The organism is Bisgaardia hudsonensis (assembly GCF_004345785.1).
In the GTDB taxonomy this organism is placed as follows: Bacteria; Pseudomonadota; Gammaproteobacteria; order Enterobacterales; family Pasteurellaceae; genus Bisgaardia; species Bisgaardia hudsonensis.
Window position 1 is genome coordinate 90,689 of record NZ_SLXI01000005.1, and the last position, 22,361, is coordinate 113,049.

Annotated in this window: 21 protein-coding genes; 14 read left to right on the forward strand and 7 right to left on the reverse strand. The window is 33.3% G+C overall.

The window, feature by feature from the left end; genetic code table 11:
* Nucleotides 1-46 precede the first annotated feature (46 nt).
* A complete protein-coding gene (locus EV697_RS07625; RefSeq protein ID WP_132024306.1) occupies nucleotides 47-1,306 on the reverse strand; it encodes a NupC/NupG family nucleoside CNT transporter in 1,260 nt (419 codons plus the stop codon).
* A 212-nt stretch (nucleotides 1,307-1,518) separates the two neighbouring features.
* Between EV697_RS07625 and yczE the strand changes: the two genes are divergently transcribed.
* The 7 genes from yczE (at nucleotide 1,519) to paeA (ending at nucleotide 7,738) form a co-directional block, all read left to right on the forward strand.
* On the forward strand, nucleotides 1,519-2,163 hold the full coding sequence (yczE, locus tag EV697_RS07630) for a membrane protein YczE (RefSeq protein ID WP_132024308.1): 645 nt from the start codon (nucleotides 1,519-1,521) through the stop codon (nucleotides 2,161-2,163).
* Nucleotides 2,164-2,235: 72 nt separating this feature from the next.
* The gene (gene mltG, locus EV697_RS07635; protein WP_132024310.1) at nucleotides 2,236-3,291 is read left to right on the forward strand and encodes an endolytic transglycosylase MltG; all 1,056 of its coding nucleotides are present in this window, start codon (nucleotides 2,236-2,238) and stop codon (nucleotides 3,289-3,291) included.
* Nucleotides 3,292-3,302: 11 nt separating this feature from the next.
* Nucleotides 3,303-3,941: a dTMP kinase gene (gene tmk / locus EV697_RS07640; protein WP_132024313.1), complete on the forward strand. Its 639-nt coding sequence runs from the start codon at nucleotides 3,303-3,305 to the stop codon at nucleotides 3,939-3,941.
* Between the two features lies 1 nt (nucleotide 3,942).
* On the forward strand, nucleotides 3,943-4,935 hold the full coding sequence (locus EV697_RS07645; RefSeq protein ID WP_132024315.1) for a DNA polymerase III subunit delta': 993 nt from the start codon (nucleotides 3,943-3,945) through the stop codon (nucleotides 4,933-4,935).
* A gap of 95 nt (nucleotides 4,936-5,030) precedes the next feature.
* Nucleotides 5,031-5,813 carry a TatD family hydrolase gene (locus tag EV697_RS07650; RefSeq protein ID WP_132024317.1) on the forward strand — a complete coding sequence of 261 codons (783 nt, stop codon included), beginning with the start codon at nucleotides 5,031-5,033 and terminating at the stop codon, nucleotides 5,811-5,813.
* Nucleotides 5,814-5,841: 28 nt separating this feature from the next.
* Nucleotides 5,842-6,369 (forward strand): DUF1523 family protein, encoded by a 528-nt coding sequence (locus tag EV697_RS07655; RefSeq protein ID WP_132024319.1) that lies wholly within the window; start codon nucleotides 5,842-5,844, stop codon nucleotides 6,367-6,369.
* A 76-nt stretch (nucleotides 6,370-6,445) separates the two neighbouring features.
* Nucleotides 6,446-7,738 carry a polyamine export protein PaeA gene (gene paeA / locus EV697_RS07660; RefSeq protein WP_132024321.1) on the forward strand — a complete coding sequence of 431 codons (1,293 nt, stop codon included), beginning with the start codon at nucleotides 6,446-6,448 and terminating at the stop codon, nucleotides 7,736-7,738.
* A gap of 144 nt (nucleotides 7,739-7,882) precedes the next feature.
* Here paeA and EV697_RS07665 read toward each other — a convergent pair whose 3' ends face one another.
* Both EV697_RS07665 and EV697_RS07670 read right to left on the reverse strand, forming a co-directional pair.
* Nucleotides 7,883-9,727 carry an ABC transporter ATP-binding protein gene (locus tag EV697_RS07665; RefSeq protein ID WP_132024323.1) on the reverse strand — a complete coding sequence of 615 codons (1,845 nt, stop codon included), beginning with the start codon at nucleotides 9,725-9,727 and terminating at the stop codon, nucleotides 7,883-7,885.
* Nucleotides 9,720-10,796, reverse strand: a complete 1,077-nt coding sequence (locus EV697_RS07670; protein WP_132024325.1) for a glycosyltransferase family 9 protein — start codon at nucleotides 10,794-10,796, stop codon at nucleotides 9,720-9,722. Before EV697_RS07670 ends, EV697_RS07665 begins: the two co-directional genes overlap by 8 nt.
* Before the next feature lie 86 nt (nucleotides 10,797-10,882).
* On the opposite strand from EV697_RS07670, the gene EV697_RS07675 reads away from it, so the two are divergent.
* Nucleotides 10,883-11,611 (forward strand): 3-deoxy-D-manno-octulosonic acid kinase, encoded by a 729-nt coding sequence (locus EV697_RS07675; protein ID WP_132024327.1) that lies wholly within the window; start codon nucleotides 10,883-10,885, stop codon nucleotides 11,609-11,611.
* Between the two features lie 14 nt (nucleotides 11,612-11,625).
* Here the strand turns inward: EV697_RS07675 and coaD are convergent, their stop codons facing one another.
* The 3 genes from coaD to tpiA all read right to left on the reverse strand — a co-directional run bounded on the left by coaD (nucleotide 11,626) and on the right by tpiA (nucleotide 14,265).
* Complete coding sequence (coaD, locus tag EV697_RS07680; RefSeq protein ID WP_132024329.1) at nucleotides 11,626-12,099, reverse strand: pantetheine-phosphate adenylyltransferase; 474 nt, start codon at nucleotides 12,097-12,099, stop codon at nucleotides 11,626-11,628.
* 6 nt (nucleotides 12,100-12,105) lie between these two features.
* Nucleotides 12,106-13,380, reverse strand: coding sequence for a lipid IV(A) 3-deoxy-D-manno-octulosonic acid transferase (gene waaA, locus EV697_RS07685; RefSeq protein WP_132024331.1), 1,275 nt, complete (start codon nucleotides 13,378-13,380; stop codon nucleotides 12,106-12,108).
* Between the two features lie 117 nt (nucleotides 13,381-13,497).
* Entirely contained in the window at nucleotides 13,498-14,265 is a 768-nt protein-coding gene (tpiA, locus tag EV697_RS07690) for a triose-phosphate isomerase (RefSeq protein ID WP_132024333.1), read from the reverse strand.
* A gap of 176 nt (nucleotides 14,266-14,441) precedes the next feature.
* Between tpiA and EV697_RS07695 the strand changes: the two genes are divergently transcribed.
* The 4 genes from EV697_RS07695 to EV697_RS07710 all read left to right on the forward strand — a co-directional run bounded on the left by EV697_RS07695 (nucleotide 14,442) and on the right by EV697_RS07710 (nucleotide 17,909).
* Nucleotides 14,442-14,873 carry a GNAT family N-acetyltransferase gene (locus EV697_RS07695; protein WP_132024335.1) on the forward strand — a complete coding sequence of 144 codons (432 nt, stop codon included), beginning with the start codon at nucleotides 14,442-14,444 and terminating at the stop codon, nucleotides 14,871-14,873.
* 222 nt (nucleotides 14,874-15,095) lie between these two features.
* The gene (locus EV697_RS07700) at nucleotides 15,096-16,547 is read left to right on the forward strand and encodes a catalase (RefSeq protein WP_132024337.1); all 1,452 of its coding nucleotides are present in this window, start codon (nucleotides 15,096-15,098) and stop codon (nucleotides 16,545-16,547) included.
* Between the two features lie 276 nt (nucleotides 16,548-16,823).
* A complete protein-coding gene (locus EV697_RS07705) occupies nucleotides 16,824-17,345 on the forward strand; it encodes an NADPH-dependent FMN reductase (protein WP_132024339.1) in 522 nt (173 codons plus the stop codon).
* A 141-nt stretch (nucleotides 17,346-17,486) separates the two neighbouring features.
* Nucleotides 17,487-17,909, forward strand: coding sequence for a DUF417 family protein (locus EV697_RS07710; RefSeq protein WP_132024341.1), 423 nt, complete (start codon nucleotides 17,487-17,489; stop codon nucleotides 17,907-17,909).
* Nucleotides 17,910-17,973: 64 nt separating this feature from the next.
* On the opposite strand, the gene rapA is transcribed toward EV697_RS07710, so the two are convergent.
* Complete coding sequence (gene rapA / locus EV697_RS07715) at nucleotides 17,974-20,874, reverse strand: RNA polymerase-associated protein RapA (RefSeq protein WP_132024343.1); 2,901 nt, start codon at nucleotides 20,872-20,874, stop codon at nucleotides 17,974-17,976.
* Nucleotides 20,875-21,068: 194 nt separating this feature from the next.
* On the opposite strand from rapA, the gene pnuC reads away from it, so the two are divergent.
* Nucleotides 21,069-21,746: a nicotinamide riboside transporter PnuC gene (gene pnuC / locus EV697_RS07720; protein WP_132024345.1), complete on the forward strand. Its 678-nt coding sequence runs from the start codon at nucleotides 21,069-21,071 to the stop codon at nucleotides 21,744-21,746.
* A gap of 212 nt (nucleotides 21,747-21,958) precedes the next feature.
* Nucleotides 21,959-22,132: a hypothetical protein gene (locus tag EV697_RS09835; protein WP_165906481.1), complete on the forward strand. Its 174-nt coding sequence runs from the start codon at nucleotides 21,959-21,961 to the stop codon at nucleotides 22,130-22,132.
* Nucleotides 22,133-22,361: the final 229 nt, after the last annotated feature.

Genomic DNA, 22,361 nt, shown 5'->3' on the forward strand with positions numbered 1-22,361 from the left:
TACTTATATACATAAAATAAGCAATTAAAGTATATAGTATAGAAAATCAAAGAGGTGCACCACTTAATCCGATAAATAATCCAGCAATAGTTGCACTCATTAAGTTCGCTAAAGAAGCAGCAATCACCGCTTTAATACCAAGACGAGCAATATCACCACGACGGCTTGGCGCTAGTGCACCTAAACCACCAATTAAAATAGCGATTGAGCTAAAGTTAGCAAAACCACATAATGCAAAAGTAATAATTGCTTTTGTTTTATCACCTAACTGAACTGCTGCATCCGCTGCCAAATACGGTGTAAATTCTAAGTAACCTACAAATTCATTAATAGCTAATTTTGTACCAATCATACGACCCGCAATTTCAGCATCAGCCCAAGGCACACCAATAATCCAAGCTAACGGTTTAAAAACATAACCTAAAATTAGACCTAATGATAATTCAGGGTGATCAAACCAACCACCAACACCACCTAATATACCATTAATTAATGCAATTAATGCCACGAATGCAATTAACATTGCACCTACATTTAATGCTAAATTCATACCCGATGATGCACCACCAGCAGCGGCATCAAGAATATTAGCAGGTTTTTCTAAGTCAACTTTAGAAATATCATCATTAAATTTCTCTGTCTGAGGTACCATTATTTTAGCAAATAACAAACCAGCAGGTGCTGCCATAAATGAGGCGGCAATTAAGTAAGTTAGAGGTACGCCCATACCTGCATAGCCAGCTAGTACAGAACCTGCGATAGAAGCTAAACCACCACACATTACAGCAAATAACTCTGATTCCGTCATTTTTGCAATATAAGGTTTAACAATAAGAGGAGCTTCAGTTTGCCCAACAAAAATATTTGCAGCAGCAGACATAGACTCAGACTGAGAAGTACCTAACGCTTTTTGCAGAGCTCCACCAATAATACGGATAATCCATTGCATCACACCAATGTAATATAATACCGAGATTAATGCAGAAAAGAATATGATTATAGGTAATACATTAATTGCAAAAATAAAACCTAACGAACTCATTGAACCATCAGCACCTGGTGCTAAACCACCAAATAAAAAGCGAATACCATCATATCCATAATTAATTACCGTTTGCACTGCATCAGCAGCTACTTTCAACGCATTACGACCCTGTGGAACATAAAGGATTAATGCTCCCATAGAAATCTGAATTAATAATGCACCAAACACCGTGCGATAACTAATTGCTCGACGATTGCTTGAAAATAATATCGCAATCGCTAATAGCACAAAAATACCAACAATACTAATTAACGTACCCATACTTGTTTTCCTTTTCTTTAGTCCTAAGATAATTAAATTAAACATCAAGCTTTTTTCGGCGAGCATTGTACTACAAAAATTATTCATCAAACATGATCAAATTCACAATAAATCACTTTTTCTAAAATTTTTAGAAAAATTTTCCCATAAGCTATTTGATATCAATACTATTCTACTTTATTATTTCCTCAAAAATAAGAATATAAAGGTGTATGAAAAAAGATTTTAGAGTATTACCAAGAACAATTTGGACAGCAAAATCGCTTTGGAAAATAGAATTAATCCCACTAATTGTACTAACCATTGCATTGAGTGTGCTTGGTATTGGGGAAGGACTATTATTGCTTTCTGGCTTAGGGTCTTCACCTTGGACAGTTTTTGCACAAGGTATTGCAATACAAACGCACATAAGTATTGGCTGGGTATCATTAATTATCAGTATTAGTGTTATGTTACTTTGGATCCCATTAAAACTTAAGGCAGGTTTTGGTACTCTACTAAATATTCTTTTTGTTGCACTATTTTTAGGATTAACTGCTGCACTTGTTCCCGCACCAACGGAGCTAATCAGCCAATTTATCTATGCAATAACTGGCATTATTATTCTAGGAATAGCCACCGTCTTTTATCTAACTATTCATCAAGGGGCAGGACCAAGAGATGGGTTAATGGTAGGATTATGCTATAAATTTCGCTGGAAAGTAGGTATTGTGCGTACAATACTAGAAGTTACTGTCTGTTCTCTTGGCTATTTACTCGGCGGAACAGTCGGTATCGGCACATTATTATTTGCTTTTGGCATCGGTTTCGTTATTCAAATTACCTTAAATATTATTATAAAATTACATCAAAATTAACCGCACTTTTATATCCTATGTTAAACTGGCAAACACAATTTCAATAGTAGCAATCCAACTTATTTTATTTTTATGAAAAAATGTTTATTTATTTTATTATTACTAATCGCTCTAGCAATCACAGCGACTTATTGGGGATATACAAAGATTAATACCTTTATTAATCAACCCATTCAAAAAAGTGAACAACTACTTACTATTGAACGAGGAACTACAAGTAAAAAATTAGCCACATTATTAGAACAAAAAAAGATCCTAACAGATGCTCAACTCTTACCCTATCTACTAAAACTACAACCACAATTAAATAAAATTAAAGCGGGTACTTACAGCCTAGAAGGGATAGAAAACGTCAATCAATTATTAACACTATTCAATTCAGGAAAAGAAGTACAATTTCAAGTACAATTTATCGAAGGGAAAACCTTCAATGAATGGAGAAAAGATCTCGAAAAAGCACCGCACTTACAGCAAACCTTAATGGGAAAAAGAGATCAAGATATTTTTCAACTTTTGGTATTACCTGATTATGCGAAACCAAAAGATAAAAAACAAAAACTCAATTATGAATGGCAAAATTTAGATGGCTGGCTCTATGCAGATACTTATAGCTATACGCCGAACTCTACGGATCTTGAATTATTAAAACGAGCGGCAAACCGTCTAGTCAAAACACTAGAACAAGCGTGGCAACAACGTGATAAAGATCTACCATTAAAAACCCCTTATGAAATGTTAATTTTAGCTTCAATAGTCGAAAAAGAAACAGGTATCGCAGCAGAAAGACCACGTGTAGCCTCCGTTTTTATTAATCGGCTCAACAAAGGAATGAAATTACAAACCGATCCAACGGTTATTTATGGTATGGGGGATAATTATAACGGTAATATCCGTAAAAAAGATCTCGAAACAGCCACCGCATATAACACTTATGTAATCGATGGATTACCACCTACTCCTATTGCAATGGTAACGGAAAGTGCTATTCAAGCAGTTGCACACCCAGAAAAGACAGACTTTTTATACTTTGTGGCTGATGGTACAGGTGGACATAAATTTACGAAAAATCTAGCAGATCATAACCGTGCGGTAAAAGAATATTTACGTTGGTATCGTAATCAAAAATAAAAGGAAATAAGATGAAAACAGGTAAGTTTATTGTGATTGAAGGATTAGAAGGAGCGGGAAAAACAACTGCTCACCAATCAGTTGTCGAAGTTTTAAAACGTGAAGGTATTACTGATGTTATTTTCACCCGTGAACCTGGTGGCACGCCTTTAGCTGAAAAATTACGTCATCTTATCAAACATGAAAATGAAGAGCCAGTTACTGATAAAGCCGAATTACTAATGCTATATGCGGCACGAATCCAGCTTGTCGAAAATATCATTAAACCAGCACTAGCTGCTGGAAAATGGGTCGTCGGTGATCGTCACGATTTATCTTCACAAGCCTATCAAGGGGGTGGCAGACAAATGGATAAAGCTTTTCTAGCCACGTTAAAAACTTCTGTTCTTGATAACTTTGAGCCAGATTTTACCTTATATTTAGATATAACACCTGAAATTGGTTTAGCGAGAGCCAGAGGACGTGGTGCTTTAGATCGTATAGAACAACAAAACTTAGATTTTTTCTACCGCACTCGTCAACGTTACTTAGCGTTAGTCGAAAATAATCCGAAAGCGGTTATCATCAACGCAGAACAAGATATTGATAAAGTCCGAACAGATATTCAAAGTGCGGTCAAAAATTTTGTAGAAATGAATAGAAATAAATAATATGCAACACTTATACCCTTGGTTAGTCCCTTATTACCAAAAAATCACCCAAGCCTTTTTACAGGGACACGGGCATCACGCTTTATTATTTAAAACAGAGCAAGGATTAGGTACGGAACAATTAATCCAACAGCTTAGTCGTTGGTTAATCTGTCAAAATAAACAGCAAGAGCAAGCTTGTAATCATTGTCATAGTTGCCAACTGTTTAATGCAAATAATCATCCTGATATTTATTCTTTAGCGCCAATAGAAAATAAAGATATTGGTATTGATCAGGTACGAGAAATCAACGAAAAAGTCAGTCAATTTGCCCAACAAAATGGTAATAAAATAGTGTTAATAAAAGGTGCAAATCGTTTGACTGAGTCGGCAGCAAATGCATTGCTAAAAACCTTAGAAGAACCACGAGAAAACACCTATTTTTTATTACAAACGGATATTGCATCCTCATTGTTAGCGACTATTCACAGCCGTTGTCAAACTTGGTTAATCAAAATACCAACAGAACAAGAAACGCTTACTTGGCTACATACACAACATAATGCAGAAATAAAAGAAATTCAAACCGCACTTCGTATTAATTATGGGCGACCACTTCTCGCATTAAATAGTTTACAGGAAAATATTCTTGATAAACGTGTTGAATTTTTACGTCAATTTTGGAAATTTTATAGCAAACGATCACCATTAGAATTACTTCCATTTTTTGATAATAATTTAATAGATCAACAACTAGACTGGATAAACTCATTCTTTATTGATGCACTCAAATCTAAATTAGCTATTCAAGAAAGCCAAATCAATCAAGATCTCAAAAAAGGTATTTTGCTTTTTGCCGATGCTAACAGCATTCAAGGTCTGCTCCAAGCTAGTCAAATCATTCAAAAGGTACGCTTAGATTTAATGCAAATTAATGGCGTTAATCAAGAAATTATTTTATTAGACGGGCTAACAAAATTAATCACAGAAATTTTTGAAAAAACGCCACAATAAAAGATCGTGAATTTGACTTTAATCTATTAGTATAGCTATCATATTTACTCTATAATGAAAATCATTACTTATAACTATTAAAACAGGATTTATTTATGTTCATCGTGGACAGTCATTGCCATTTAGATGCGTTAGATTATGATAAACTACATAAAAATATTGCCGATGTAGTAGAAAAAGCAAGACAACGAGATGTAAAGCACTTACTCGCCATAGGGGTAACCTTAACTCGTTTTGAACAAGCCTATGAACAATTAAAAAACTTTAATAATATTTCCCTTGCTTGCGGTGTGCATCCTTTGGATCTAGAAGATGAACCATTTGATTACGCTCGATTACTCCATTTAGCTCAAGATAAAAAAGTCATCGCCATCGGTGAAATAGGACTAGACTATTACTATGATGAAAAGAATAAAAATTTACAACAATCTGTATTTACTCAACAAATTCAAATTGCTAACCAATTAAATAAACCAATTATTGTACATACCCGTGCAGCACGAGAAGATACCATTGCCCTATTAAAAGAAAATCAGGCAGATAAATGTAGCGGTGTTTTACATTGCTTTACTGAAAATTGGGAAATGGCAAAACAAGCACTAGACATCGGATTTTATATTTCCATATCTGGAATTGTTACCTTTAAAAATGCAGAGGACTTACGAAATGTAGTTCGTCAGATCCCTTTAGATCGTCTTTTAGTAGAAACGGATAGTCCTTATTTAGCTCCTGTGCCTTATCGAGGCAAACAAAATCAACCTGCTTATACAAGAGAGATTTGTGAATACATTGCTAGTTTAAAAGGCTTATCCACAGAAGAATTTGCACAAATTACTACACAAAACTTTGAACGTTTATTTAAAGTTAAGGTACAATGAAGATAATTATCAAAATAAGGAATACATTATGAGAAAATTCTTTAAATACCTATTATTTCTTTTGCTATTAACAATTTATGCTATTTTATTTGCAGGCGTAGATTATATTACTCCCCATTATGAAGTTACCAATGTAACCGGAGTTGAAGTTAAACGAGTAGATAAAGATGGACCTATTACTAAAGCGAATCCTGCTGATGGGCCAACTCGTGATGTCTATTATATTTACACGCAAAAGCCTAATGAGTCCAAACCAATGGTATATCGTAATGAAGATACTCGCTGGGGATTTCCATTCTATTTCAAATTTGATTCCGCGGATCTTCAAGCAAAAGCACAAAATTTTGCTAATGAAAGTAAGCTTATTGAAGTCAAATATTATGGCTGGCGATTGATTATTCTTGATGAATTTAGAAATGCAGTATCAATAAAAGAAGTAACATTAGACAAAGGACAATCCTACTCAATCCTTGCCTATGTTCTATACGCATTTTTATTCATTACTTTATTTTTTGCTATTCAGTTTATTCGTGGCTGGTTTGATAGCGAGAAATAAATAAAATCAATACTTTCAATGGGGAGAGCATTCTGCTCTCTTACCTAATTACCTAGTAAATTTACAAATCAAAATTATGAGTTTATTTGAAGCGATCTTAATTATCACGGCACTTATTTTAACAAGTGCGGTTATTTCTTCTGCCGAAATCTCCCTTGCTGGAGCAAGAAAGCTAAAATTACAAGTTTTAGCTAATGAAGGTAATGAAAAAGCAAAACAAATCCTTGCCTTACAAGCTTCTCCTGGACGATTTATTACATTTGTACAAATTGGCTTAAATATGGTGGCAATTTTATCTGGGGTTATCGGAGAAAGTGCTATAACACCTTATCTAAAAGAGATTCTCGTAAAATATACCCAAGCAAGTTGGATTTATCCATTATCTTCATGGCTATCTTTTACGTTTGTAACTGTTGCATTTATCTTATTTGCCGATCTCATTCCAAAACGTTTTGCACTGACTAATCCTGAAAAAGTAGCACTAAAAACAGTGGGGATTATGCGGTTTAATATTATGCTATTTAAACCACTTGTTTGGCTTTTTGATAGTACAGCGAACGCTATTTTTAAGCTATTCAAAATATCAATAGAAAGAAAAAATGATCTCACCTCCGAAGATATAGTAGCCTTAATGGATGCTGGAGCGGAAGCTGGAGTATTAAAAGCTCAAGAGCATTATCTCATTGAAAATATTTTTGATATGCAAGAACGCACAGTTACATCAACTATGACCACTCGTGAAAATATCGTTTTTTTAGACCGCTCTTTTAAAAAAGAAAGAGTACTGGAAATAATCGAAAAAAACCCACACCAAAAGTTACTTATCTGTGATAAAAGCATTGATAAAATTCTCGGCTATGTAGAAACGCACAATCTACTAACATGCTATATGCAAGATGATAAAGTAAGCCTAACAGATACGAGTTTATTGCGTAAAGCCTTATTTATTCCTGATACCTTATCACTTTTTGAGGTACTTGAATTATTCAAGTCTGCAGGAAAAGATTTTGCTGTAATAGTCAATGAATATGCTTTAGTAGTCGGTATCGTTACACTTAAAGACGTAATGAGTATTGTGATGGGTGAGCTTGTATCTAATGAAGAAGAACAAATTGTCCGCCGAGATGAAAATTCATGGCTGATTGATGGTGCAACACCTTTGGAAGATGTTATGCGAGCATTAAACATTGATGAATTCCCTGATGAAGAAAACTATGAAACTATTGGCGGTTTTATGATGTATATACTGCGTAAAATCCCTAAAAAAACGGACTTTGTCTTGCACGATAAATATAAATTTGAAATCATTGATACTGAAAATTTTAAAATCGATCAATTACTAGTTTCTTTTAGAAAGGATATTCAATAGCTCTCTTTTAATCCCCCAAAGAATTAAAATATTATTTTGGGGGATAAACTGAATTAAATCTAAAAATATACCCAATAATCAAAATCTAGATAAGCTTAAGTCATACTTCAATAATTTATTAGGAATAATATTAATTTTATCCACTTATAAGCAATTCTCATTCAAAAATCCACCACATTGATGATGCCAAAGTTTTGCATACAAGCCATTTTTAGCTAATAATTCATTGTGAGTCCCTTGCTCAATAATTTGACCTTTATCCAATACGATTAAACGATCCATTGCCGCTATGGTTGAAAGGCGATGAGCTATGGCAATAACGGTTTTATTTTCCATCATTTTATCCAAACTTTCTTGAATAGCGACTTCCACTTCAGAATCTAGAGCACTAATGGCTTCATCAAGTAACAAAATAGGCGCATCTTTTAACATTACCCGAGCAATCGCAATACGTTGTCGTTGCCCACCGGAAAGTTTTACACCTCGTTCACCGACTTGTGCCGCGTAGCCTTTGTTACCTTGCGAATCAATAAGATTATCGATAAATTCATTGGCTTTTGCCTGTTCTGCTGCATAAAAAAGTTCTTTATCGGTTGCTGTAGGGCGACCATAAATAATGTTTTCTCGTACAGAACGATGTAATAATGAGGTATCTTGTGTTACTAAACCAATGTTACTACGCAAACTTTCCTGAGTAACTTCAGCAATATTTTGACCATCAATGGTAATTTTTCCTTCTGCCGTATCATAAAAACGTAGCAGTAAATTAACAATAGTTGATTTTCCTGCACCAGAACGACCAACCAACCCTACTTTTTCCCCTGCTTTTATAGTTAAATTAAAGTTATTTAATAAGGATTTACTCTCTTCATAGTTAAAACTCACATTCTCAAAGCAAATATTTCCATTATTCACCACTAAGTTAGCAGCATTGGGCTTATCAACAATACTGTGTGGCTTTATTAATGTTGCCATACCATCATTTACTGTACCTATATTCTCAAATAGTCGAGCAGCTTCCCACATAATCCAGCGAGAAAGTCCATTTACTCTCAATGCCATTGCTATCGCTGTGGCAATCGCACCTACACCAATCGCACCAGTTGACCACAATACGATACTTAACAACATTGTCCCTAAAGTTAAAGCCACATTAGCACTATATGTTAAGGTATCCAATGAAGTGGCTAAACGCATTTGAGAATGCACAGTTACCATAAACTCTTCCATTGATTTTTTTGCATAATCCGCTTCTCTTGAACTATGAGAAAACAACTTGACGGTTGCAATGTTAGAATAGGCATCAGTAATTCTTCCTGTCATTAATGAACGGGCATTTGCCTGACGTTGTGCGGTTTTTGCTAATTTGGGTATCACGATTTTAAGAATAGTTGCAAAAACTATGAGCCAAATAATGAAAGGTAATAATAGCCATATATCTAATGCAGTTAAAATAACCCCAGAAGTGATAAAATAAACGGATACATATACCATCATATCCGCTAAGGTTAACACCGTATCCCTTACTGCAAGAGCGGTTTGCATTACTTTGGCAGATACTCTCCCTGCAAACTCATCTTGATAGAAAGTTAAACTTTGCCCAAGCATTAAGCGATGGAAATTCCAACGTAATCGCATTGGAAAAACACCTTGTAAACTTTGTAGCCTAATTGCCGAAGCTAAAAAAGACCAAATAATACTTAGTAACAAAATACCAAACATTACTATAAGTAGATGCCCTTTTTCCTGCCATAATTCTTTGGGCGTATATTGACCTAACCAGTCCACTAGTACCCCCATAAATTGAAATAGCATTCCTTCAATTACGCCTAGCCCAAGAGAAAAAATGGCCAGTAAGAATATCCATTTTTTCATTCCGAATAAATTTGACCAAATAAAAGCAAATAAACTTTTTTGGGCAAGTGGCGTGTTGTTATTTGGATAAGGATCGATTCGATTTTCAAACCATACAAAAATTTTATTAAACATTATTTTCTCGACTAGAAAGATTATGTATATTCATTCCTAAGGCACACATTTGCTTAATTACCGCTTCTACTTGAATATCTGCCATTAGGTTTTTTCCTTTTAATTTTGTCGCCCAAGCTAATTGACTAGAAGATTTACCAAATTCCTTTTCAATATTTTTTTCATAAACATTCACAACATTATGCAGATTATTAAATGGCCCTGTTCTCAAAGGATTATGATAAGCATATAAACCAATAATTGGTGTACCTTGTGTTGTGGCGATATGAGCAGGTCCACTATCTGGGGCGATAACTAAATCTACCATACCAATAAGAGTAGCCAGTTCTAACAGCGAAGTTTTACCGCATAAATTAATCGGTTCAAAATGACATTGCTGAATAATCTTATTCACTGTTTCTATTTCTCTTTTTGCTGGCGAGCCACAGAATATTACATTGATATTATTTTGATCGGCAATATTAGCTATTTCCGCATATCGCTCAATTAGCCAATCTTTTTCTTGTTTGCTTGAACAAGGAGAAATAATCAGATTTTTTTTATCTGTAGCAATAAATTGTCTCACTTTTTGTTGCAATTCAGAGGTTATCCCCAGATCCCATTGTGGCTTATTTGTCGGCACCCCTAAATATTCAGCAAATGCCATAAAGCCAGCTAAAACGTGGGGATTTTCTGGATCGGTAACTTTATGATTTGTAACCAGCCATTGCCCCTCTCTCGTTCGTTGTTTACCAAAACCAATTTTATAAGTAGCCTTAATGCCAAGAGAAATAAAAGAAGCACGCAATGCTGTTTGCATATTCAATAGTGCATCAAATTTTCTGCCTTTTAAGGTACGCCATAATTGTAAAATACCTTTTAAGCCGGTTTTTTTATCATAAACAATAAATTCAATATTATGAATATTCGTAAAAAGCTGACGTTCTGTTTTTCCGATAATCCAAGTAATTTTAGTTTCTGCCCAATATTTTTGAATTTGTTGTACTGCGGCTAATACGTGACAAACATCACCAATTGCAGAAAGACGTAAAATACAAATTGATTTAGGTGGTTGTACAAAAAGTGCCATTTTATTTCCTATAGAATTTTTTGAGTTATTCTCATTTTTAAGTACAATGACAAACATATTTATATTCTATAAGAAATTTGCTTAAGATGCTTGAATTACAACAGAATAATTGTTTTTTTATTTTTAACTTTGATCATTCCAAAGATAATCAAACCCAGTTTTTCGATCCTTATTTTTGGAAAAAACAACAGCGTATCATTGGCTCCGCAAAAGGACGTGGCACGACTTGGTTTATTCAAACTAAAGATTTGTTTTCTGTTAATGTTGCATTACGTCATTATTATCGTGGTGGTTTAATCGGTAAATTAAATAGAGATTGGTATCACTTTTCTTCTTTAGAAATGAGCCGTAGCTTCGCAGAATTTTCATTATTAAATCAATTATTTCAAGCAGGCTTATCTGTACCAAAACCCATTGCAGCACGAGTAGAGAAAAATAAATTGGGGTTTTATCGTGCCGATATTTTAATCGAAAAAATAGAAAATGCTGTAGATTTGACCGCTCTTTTAATCAACAATCAACTCTCTTTAACCTCTTGGCAAAAGATAGGCGCAACTATTCGACAATTACATAATTTACAAATTTGTCATAGCGATCTTAATGCACATAATATTTTAATACAAAATTACGCTACTCAAAATGAAAAAATATGGCTAATTGATTTTGACAAGTGCGGTAAAAAATCAGGTGATATTTGGAAAGAAGAAAATCTACAAAGACTCAAACGTTCTTTTTTAAAAGAAGTAAAAAGAATGAATATCCAATTTTCAGAGCAGAATTGGCAAAATCTACTTGAGGGTTATCAACAACAATAACCCTTTAAGATTAATTATTTTCTTTGAGAAAGTGCCTGCAACACAGTTTCAGGTACTAATTGACTTATATCTCCTTTATGTAAATAAATATCTCTAACAATAGTAGAAGAAACATAAGCCCATTTCTCTGAGGGGGGTAAAAATAAACTTTCTACACCCTTAGTGAGTAAACGATTCAAATAAGCTAATTGCAATTCATATTCAAAATCAGCCGTTGTCCTCACGCCACGAATAATTACTTTAATATCATTTTCTTTTACCATATCGGCGAGTAAATGAGAAAAGCCTACCACTTTTACATTTGGTAAATGTTTCACGCTTCGTTTCATTAAATCAACTCTCTCTTGTAAAGAGAATAGGGCATTTTTACTCGGGTTATTAGCTACAGCAATGATGATTTCCTCAAATAAATTAGCACTACGTTGAATAATATCTAAATGTCCATTGGTGACAGGATCAAATGTTCCCGGATAAATTGCTTTAATCATAGTTACCTACTTTTCTAAATAAGGGCGTAATAATCCAAATAACCGTTGTAAAGCACCACGATTTTCTATTAAAACTTCATATCCAGTATTACCATAATGCTTTCTTAATTCAGGATTATTTAATAAATTTTCTATTCCACCCAAAAGTTCTTCCGAATTTTTCACTTCTATAAAACCATTTACTTCTGCCAATTTATGATATATATCAGGAAAATTAAATGTGTATTTCCCACTAATAACAGGACATTTAAATGCTAAAGGTTCTAAGGGATTATGTCCCCCTGTTTTCACCAAACTTCCACCAACAAAAGCAACATTTGCCATTCCATACATTAGCATCAATTCCCCCATTGTATTACATAAAAATACTTGCGTTGATGCTGAAGGAAGTTCATTATCTGTTCTTTTTAAATAATTAAATTGGTATTTTTTTATTAAATCTTCTACAAAATTAAAACGTTCTGGATGTCGTGGCGCTAAAATTAGCAATAATGAAGGATATTTTTGTAATAATTTCTTATGAGTATTTAAAATAATTTCTTCCTCGCCCTCGTGAGTACTAGCTGCAATCCATATTAAATGTTTAGACTCCCAAAGGAGTAATAAATCTTGTATTTTTTTAGACAATTCAGCTGTAATAACTAAATCATATTTTATGTTCCCTGTTAAAATTAATTTCCTAGAATCAAATCCTAATGAGCCAAACCTATTGCTACTAGTACTATCTTGCGGAGCAATTAATGCTATTTGATTTAGCATATTTTTTAGTTTACCTTTTACCCAACTATAACGCTGAGCAGAGCGTTTAGATAATCTAGCATTAGCAATGATAAAAGGGATACCTTGTAAATAAAGCTGATTGATTAAATTGGGCCAAATTTCTGTTTCAATCACAATACAAGCTTTAGGTTGTACAAAATGAATAAAACGTTTTAAAGCATCTGGTAAATCATAAGGTATATAAATATGGTTAACATTATTTCCAAAAGCAGCTTTAACACGATCTGACCCGGTTGGTGTCACTGTTGTAAATGTGATAGGTAATTCAGGATAAGCTTGTTGAATTTTTTTTATCAACGGTGTTGCAGCGATAACTTCGCCAACAGAGGCAGCATGAATAATAATACCATTCGGTTTTGGGCGAGAGACATTAAAATAATAACCATAGCGTTCATAAATCCTTTCACGATAATCAGGGGCCTTGAAGCTCCTAAATAACATAAATAAAAAAACAAAAGGTTGTATTAAATATACAAATAATGTGTAAAGGAATCGCCACATAAATCCACTAATCCATAATGTACAAAAAGTGCGGTTAAATTTAATCGCACTTTTTTATCCTAGGAAAAAATGATAGATAAAAATAATCTATCAAAAATAAACATATTTAAACAAATATTAGTTCTTTGCCTTAGCTGCCGCTTTAACAATAACAGAAAAAGCATCTGCCTTTAATGAAGCACCACCAACTAATGCACCATCAATATCTGGTTGAGTAAATAACTCTGCTGCATTTTTGTCATTTACAGAACCACCATATTGAAGTATCACTTGATCTGCCACTGCTTGATCTTGTTTAGCGATATGATCACGAATAAATTTATGGATTGCTTGTGCTTGAGCAGGAGTTGCTGATTTACCTGTACCAATCGCCCAAATTGGTTCGTAGGCGATAACTGCACCATTAAACGCTGAAGCACCTAAAGTATTTAATACCGCATCAATCTGTCTAGCACATACTTCTTGTGTTTTTCCTGCTTCATTTTCTGCTTCCGTTTCCCCAATACATAATACAGGAATTAAACCAGCTTCTTTCAAAGCAGCAAATTTTTTCGCAACAAATTCATCGCTTTCTTTGTGATAAGTACGACGTTCAGAGTGACCAATAATAATATATTTTGCACCAAAATCTTTTAACATTTCAGTTGAAATATCACCAGTAAATGCACCAGAAATATTGACATCAACATTTTGTGAACCTAATGCAATTTTACTACCTACTAATGCAGCCTCAGCTTCCGCTAAATACATTACAGGAGGAGCAATTGCTACATCACAACCTTCCACATTTGCTAACTCGGCTTTCAAACCTTCTACTAATTGTTTAGTGAAAGCTTTGCTACCATTTAATTTCCAGTTACCCATAACTAAAGGACGACGTGCCATTTGTTTTTCTCCAATTTAATTAATAAAAATAATTTTACCAATATACCAAATTTTTGAGATTTTTAAGTGATATTTCTCAAATTATTAAAATATTTTTCAAGAAAAGATGATAATTATGTTTTAAAAAGATACAATCTACTGTATAAAATAGACAAAAATTCATCAAGAAATGACATATGAAAATATTTAAAGCAGAACAATGGAATTTACAATCCTTACTTCCTTTATTTGAAGAATATAGAGTTTCTCAAGGTATGGAAGAAAATACTGAAAAAACAAAATCTTTTTTAAATAATCGGATTCGCTTTGGTGAAAGTATTTTCTTTATAGCAATAATAAATCAAAAATCCGTTGGTTTTATTCAGCTATATCCACGACTTTCCTCTATCCATTTACAACGATACTGGCAATTAACGGATATTTTTGTTCAAGATTTGAATAATAAAGAGAAAATTTATAGTGCACTCATAGCTAAAGCAAAAGAGTTTGTTCTTTATACCCAGTCTAAAAAATTAGTCACAGAACAAACAACTAATCAAAAATATTTATTAGAACAACAAGGGTTTAAAATTAATACCAAAGAAAATATTTTTGAATTAACGATATAATAAATAATATTTTTTCTCTTCCAAAATCCCTTAAAACAAAAAAGATTATCAATAATCTATTTATTATGCTATTTTGATAGCTTATACAATAAAAAAAAGCTTAAATTGATAGTTTAATATTATCAAACTAATAGATTGTGTTCGATTCCTAAACAGATCTATAATAGTCTTGAGTTTTAAACTCGCTTTCTATTCATACTTATAAAAACAAGGGGTAATACTATGTCAAAATGTCCTTTTGATCATAACTCAACCACATTAACTAATGCAGCAGGTAATCCTGTTGTAGATAATGATAATACAATGTCTGCTGGTCCTAAAGGTCCATTACTTTTACAAGATGTCTGGTTCCAAGAAAAACTAGCTCATTTCGTCCGTGAGCGTATTCCTGAGCGTGTTGTTCATGCAAAAGGTACTGCTGCTTTTGGTACTTTTACAGTAACTAATGATATTTCTAAATATACTAAAGCGGCTTTATTTAGTGAAGTCGGTAAAAAAACTGATGTATTATTACGTTTTTCAACTGTTGCGGGTGAACGTGGAGCAGCAGATGCAGAACGTGATGTTCGTGGCTTTTCATTAAAATTCTATACAGAACAAGGTAACTGGGATTTAGTTGGTAATAATACACCAGTATTCTTTATCCGTGATCCGTTAAAATTCCCTGATTTTATCCATACACAAAAACGTAATCCACAAACTAACTTGCGTGATGCTAATGCAGCTTGGGATTTCTGGTCACGCCACCCTGAGTCATTACATCAAATTATGACCTTATTTAGTGATCGTGGTATTCCTGCGACATTACGTCATATGAATGGTTATGGTAGCCATACTTATAGCTTCGTGAATGCAAATAACGAACGTTTTTGGGTTAAATTCCACTTTAAAACACAACAAGGTCATAAATTCTTCACAAATGAAGAAGCAGCTAAAGTAGTTGGTGAAAACCGTGAATCAAGTCAACAAGACTTGTATGAGTCAATTGCGAAAGGCGATTTCCCACGTTGGAATGTTCAAGTGCAAATTATGCCAGAGGCAGATGCACATAAACATAACTACAGTTTCGATTTAACTAAAGTATGGCCACATTCTGACTATCCAGTTATCGATGTCGGTGTATTAGAATTAAACCGTAATCCTGAGAACTATTTCGCAGAAGTTGAGCAAGCAGCATTTGCACCAAGTAATATCGTTCCGGGAATTGGTTTCTCTCCAGACCGTATGTTACAAGGACGTTTGTTCTCTTACCAAGATGCACAACGTTATCGTTTAGGTGTTAACCATCATCAAATCCCAGTAAATGCACCAAAATGTCCATACCACACTACTCATCGTGATGGTGCAATGCGTGTTGATAATAATGGTGGAACACATCCAAACTATGCGCCAAACCGTTTTGATACTTATGTTCCAACACATGATCAATTACCATTAGAGATTGAACGTGAAGCGGCTCATTTTGACTTCCGTGGCTATGATGAAGACTACTACACTCAACCAGCGGCGCTTTATAATGTATTAAATGCAGAAGAAAAAGCACGTTTAGCAAGTAACTTTGCGGAAGGTTTAAATGGTGTAACTGTACCTGAAATCGTTGAAAAACAAATGGCTCATTTTGAGAAAGTAAGTACAGAATTAGCAAGTGCGATTCGTGCAAACTTAAAAAAATAATTTCCTAAATAACTAAGTTAATTAGTTAATAATCAAAATGCCGAGAGAAAACTCGGCATTTTTTTACTCTAAACATTGAATAATAAAATATCAAAATAAAAAAATAGTAAAATAGTAAAATAGTAAAATAGTAAAAAAACTAAAATTTTATATATTCTATATCTCACATCTTGCTTAACTAAATTTCGCTCAAAACTTAAATAATCCTTATTTCATCTTTAGAAAGATATGATATTCTGTCTCATTATAAAACTTAAATAAGGCATAAACATAAAAATGAAAATTATCGCATTCTCTGCAAGTAATAGTAGTAAATCAATTAATCAAGTATTAATTAACTATTTAGCTACATTAATTGAAAATACTGAAATTTTAAAATTAACTGATTATGAAATACCAATATATAGTTTTGATATTGAGGAAAATAAGGGTATTCCTGTGGCTACCCAAGAATTAGATAATAAATTACAAACCACAGATAAATTGATCATTAGCATTCCTGAACATAATGGTAATTTTCCAGCATTCTTTAAAAACCACCTTGATTGGTTATCTCGTCATAATCGAGGTTTCTTAAAAAATAAAAAAGTTTTACTAGTCAGTACCTCTCCAGGAAAATTAGGAGGCGCGAATGTATTAAATATTGCAAAAAATACTTTGCCACATTTTGGTGCTGAAATTATAGCAACTTATAGCTTAGGTAGCTTCTACGATATTTTCCAAGAAGATAAAATAATTAATGAAAAAGTGGCAGAAGAACTTCAAGAGCTAGCCAACGAATTCGTGAAAAAAGAATAACTCAGACTTTATTGATTAAAATAGCTCAATCAATAAAGTATTATAAAAGATAAGAAGATTACTAAAAAATAATTTGTAAGATAATTCCTACTAATTCGTCTATTACAATATGACATTTTAAATTAAAAAAGAGAATACCTTATGGAACAACTTATAAATAAATTTAAGCAATCGAATATTGATATATTATTTCTTCGACTTGCGGTGATTACCATTTTTGTTACTTTTGGTGCATTAAAGTGGTTTGACTTTGAAGTGGAAGCCCTTAAACCATTAATTGGAAAAAGCTGGTTAAGTTTTCTCTATGATTGGTTTGGTTATCAAGGCACTAGCTATTTGCTAGGCGTAATAGAAACAACTACGTATATTGCTTTAATTATAGGCATTTTTAAACCAAAATTTGGTATCATCGGAGCATTAGGCGTATTAGGTACAGCCATTACAACAGTCAGCCTTATACCTCAAATTGGCTTTGATGGATTTGTTTTCAAAGATATTCTTCTTATTGCGATTGCCTTAGTATTGTTAAAAACTGATCTTAAACGCATTTATCCAACAAAATAATATAATATGATGATATTACAGTACTAATTATACTCGTATTTCTGCAATATCATCATTGTTTTAATTACCCTTTACTACTTACAATCACGTGCAAACTATCCAAGTGCCAGCTTGCTTTCTGTAACTGGTCAAGAGTAGCTTCACGTAAATTTGCTAGAGTATCAATCTCATCTTGACGAATATTTTTATTTACTTTTTGTAATGCAATTAAGCGATTTAAATCAGCGGTTAAGGTTTGATCTGCTTGTTGCTGTGCTTCATCAATAATTTGCTGGGCAAGATCAACTATTTTAGTTTCTGATAGTTGTAACAACCCCTCAATAGATTCTCGTAACATTTTTACCACTTTATTTGCCATATTTTTCTTCATCGGCTTCAATTTTTTCTGTAAAGTAGTAAATGGTACGGCATTATTTAAGTCATTTCCTTTTCCATCTAATAATAAACGTACTGGTGTCGGTGGTAAAAAACGACTAAGATGTAAGCCTTTTGGTGCTTGTGTTTCAACTATATAAACTAATTCAACTAATAAAGTACCAACAGGTAATTTATCATTAACCAATAAAGACACTGCACATTTTCCAATATCGCCCGAAGTGATCAAATCAATACCATTGCAAACTATCGGATGATCCCAAGTTAAAAACTCAAATTCTTCACGAACAAGTGCTAAATCTCGATCAAAAGTAACGGTTACCCCTTCATCTTTTAGTCCCGGAAAATCAGGGATAAGCATAGTACTAGAGGGGGTAATTAAAATTGATTTTTCATTAAGATCCTCTTGTTCAACACCAATTACATCAAAAAGACTTAACGTGAAATTAACTAAATCAGTATGGCTATCTTCTTGTGCAATATCCATTGCGATTTGCTTAGCTTGCGATCCACCACTTGAATTTAATTCAAGCAATAAATCTCTCCCTTGCTCTAATTCTGCTTTTAATTGAATCTGTTGCTGACGAGTATCTTGAATAAAATCCTCAAATTCATCAAGTGCGGTAGTATTTTTCAAGAAATATTGTAATTTTTGACCGCACTTTTCAAAAAGTGTCGCTCCCATTGGGCAAGTTTCTTCAAAAGCATTTAGCCCTTCATGATACCAACGGGCAAGTAAAATCTGCGGTGTATCTTTAAAGCAAGGGATATGAATATGAATATCTCGGGTTTGTCCAATTCGGTCTAAACGCCCAATACATTGTTCTAATAGGTCAGGATTATCTGGTAAATTAAATAGCACTAAATGACAAGCAAACTGAAAATTACGCCCTTCAGAACCAATACTTGAGCTTAATAATACTTGTGCCCCTTCTTCATCAGAAAAATAAGCCGATGCACGATCTCGTTCAATAATCGACATATTTTCGTGAAATACTGCCGAGCGAATCCCTTCTTTTTCTCGTAAAACTCGCTCTAATTCCACCGCACTTTTCGCATACTGACAAATTACTAATACCTTCTCATCTCGATTATCTTTTAAGAAATCAATTAACCATTCAATACGCGGATCAAATTCCCACCAACTCGCATCAGGATTAAGCTCTTGAAGAATTTTCTCTGGATAAAATAAATTTAAATCTGCCTTATTATCAACGGTTGTTAATAAATTAATCACGTTAGTATATTGCTTCGGCATAACCAAATTAATTTGATGATAAAAACGCTTAGGGAAGCCCTGTACACTTTGACGAGTATTTCTAAATAGCAAGCGGCTTGTACCGTGTCTATCAATAAGATTATCAATTAACTGCTGACGAACTTGCTTACGCTGTGAAATATCTAATTCAGAATTAACCCTTTGGATAAGCGATGAAATCTCTTGATCTGATAATAACTCACTCAAATGATCTTGCTCTTGCTGACTAAGCTCATTCTCTGATAATAATCTTTTGACAATATCTGCTACTGCTTGATAATTTTTTTGCTCCGCAATAAATGCATCATAATCATAGAAACGATTAGGATCTAACAAGCTTAAACGAGCAAAATGGCTTGCTTGTCCTAATTGCTCAGGCGTCGCCGTTAGCAATAACACCGCTGGAATAGCGCGTGTTAATTGCGCCACTAATTGATATTGGATACTCGGATTATCTGGCGACCATTCTAAATGATGTGCTTCATCGACAATCAGTAAATCAAACTCACCCGTTAAAATTTGCTTCGCTCGATTAGGCTGAGCTACTAATAAATCCAGTGAACAAATAATTAAATTTTCACTTAAAAATGGATTCGTTGCGACATTGTCTTCATCAGCATCAAAATCACCACAGCGTTCCTCATCAAAAAGTGAAAAATGCAAATTAAAGCGGCGTAACATTTCCACAAGCCATTGATGCTGCAATGTTTCAGGTACAATAATTAAGGCTCGCTGTACTTTCTCAGAAAAAATCTGCTGTTGCAAAATCATTCCCGCTTCAATGGTTTTTCCTAAACCTACTTCATCCGCTAATAACACTCTCGGTGCAATACGATGACCAACTTCATTCGCAATATGTAATTGGTGTGGAATTAACCCAGCTCTAATCCCTCTTAGACCACGCAAATGAGAACGAAATTGAGCTTGCTGATGTTTAAAACTCTGATAACGCAATACAAAGCGATCAGAACGATCAATTTGAGCATTAAAAAGCCGCTCTTGTGGCTTACTAAAGGCAATTTGATGTGATATTTCCGTTTCAGGTAAGATCAACTCTTCATCATTATCCAAGCATTGTACCAGATAAAAAGCCACATTGTTACGTTCCATTATCTCAATAACCTTACCTTTCCAACCAGCTTCAGCAGTGATTTCCGTATTTTTTTGAAACAATACACGTACCAAAGGAGCATTCTCTAAGGCATAAATTCGGGTTTCATCTGATGCAGGAAAGGCAATCGTTACAGTTCGATTATCCACAGCAGTAATCATTCCCAATCCTAAATTACCTTCACTTTCACTTATCCAACGTTGACCAATAGCAAACAACATAATTTCTCTATTTATAATTAAAAGGGTGCTAATTTTAACGATCTTCAACATAAAAAGAAACGATAATATATATTACATTTATAATTAAAAATAAAAGATCTAATTATTATTTGTAGCTTATATTTGACTTTTAATAAGGATAGTGGAAAAATTAGCCGATATTTAATTAAATACCACAAATAAGGGGCATTACAATGAATTTAGAAACTATAAAAAATGAGTTTTTAGGGGGCTGGAAACCCTTTGAGGTGATCTGGTTACTTGCTTTTATCGCAGCTCAACTTTTTGCTTATTATCAAAACCCAGAATCTATTTTAGCAATGATTGCTGGGATATCAGGCATTATTTGTGTAGTTTTTGTAAGTAAAGGAAAAATCAGTAACTATTTCTTTGGGTTAATTTTTGCTTATAGCTATTTTTATGTTGCGTTAGGGCAAAATTTTTTAGGCGAAATGAATACCACACTTTATGTCTATATCCCCGCTCAATTTATCGGCTATTTTCTTTGGAAAGAAAATATGCAAAAAGACAATAATTCCGATGCCGTCATCACCAAAGCATTATCACCAAAAGGCTGGGCAATATTACTTGCGTTTATTACTATCGGAACTTTCCTATTTGTTCAAGCATTAAATATGGCAGGCGGTAGTTCAACAGGATTAGATGGTTTAACCACGATTATCGTCGTTGCAGCACAAACATTAATGTTATTACGCTATCGTGAACAATGGTTATTATGGATTATCTTAAATATCCTTTCCATCATTCTTTGGGCAGAAACACCAGCGATGTATTTAATGTATAGTGCTTATTTATTAAACTCATTATATGGTTATTACAACTGGACGAAATTGTCTAAAGAAACCAACTAGTTATTGAGCAAATAAAAAAGTCATTGATAATGATATCTAGCCCAAAAGTTGATATAACTTTTGGGTATTTTTCAACTCAACATTACAAAATTTTAATAACATAAATTTATTTTTCTATTATTTAGTCGCCTCATCAATTTTTTACATACAGAATATGAATACTTAAACTCTCTCTATTTATATTTTATTCAATTAATAACAGGATATTCACTATGAAATATACTCACTTTACACCAACTATTCTTGCTATATTTTGTGCATCGTTATTTAGTTCATCAATAGCCATTGCAACCCCCTTATCAAAAAATATAGCCCCTTATATTGCATGTAATGCTATTGGTGATACTCGTGTGAGCGGTCAATTTGGCATAAAAGGCACATTCTAATTAATAGATAAAATCCCAATAAAAAATGAAGCCCTTAGTAAAAGGGCTTTTTTTTTCAACTCAAAATTACAAAGTTTTAGCAAAATAAATTTATTTTATCTATTATGTTAATAAAATTTGAACTCTATCACAAATCTTTATTCTCCATAAAACTTCGCTATTTTTATTATTGATTTAGTACAAATAAAGTAATATTTTGTAAAGAATCCTTTTAAATATAACTATAACT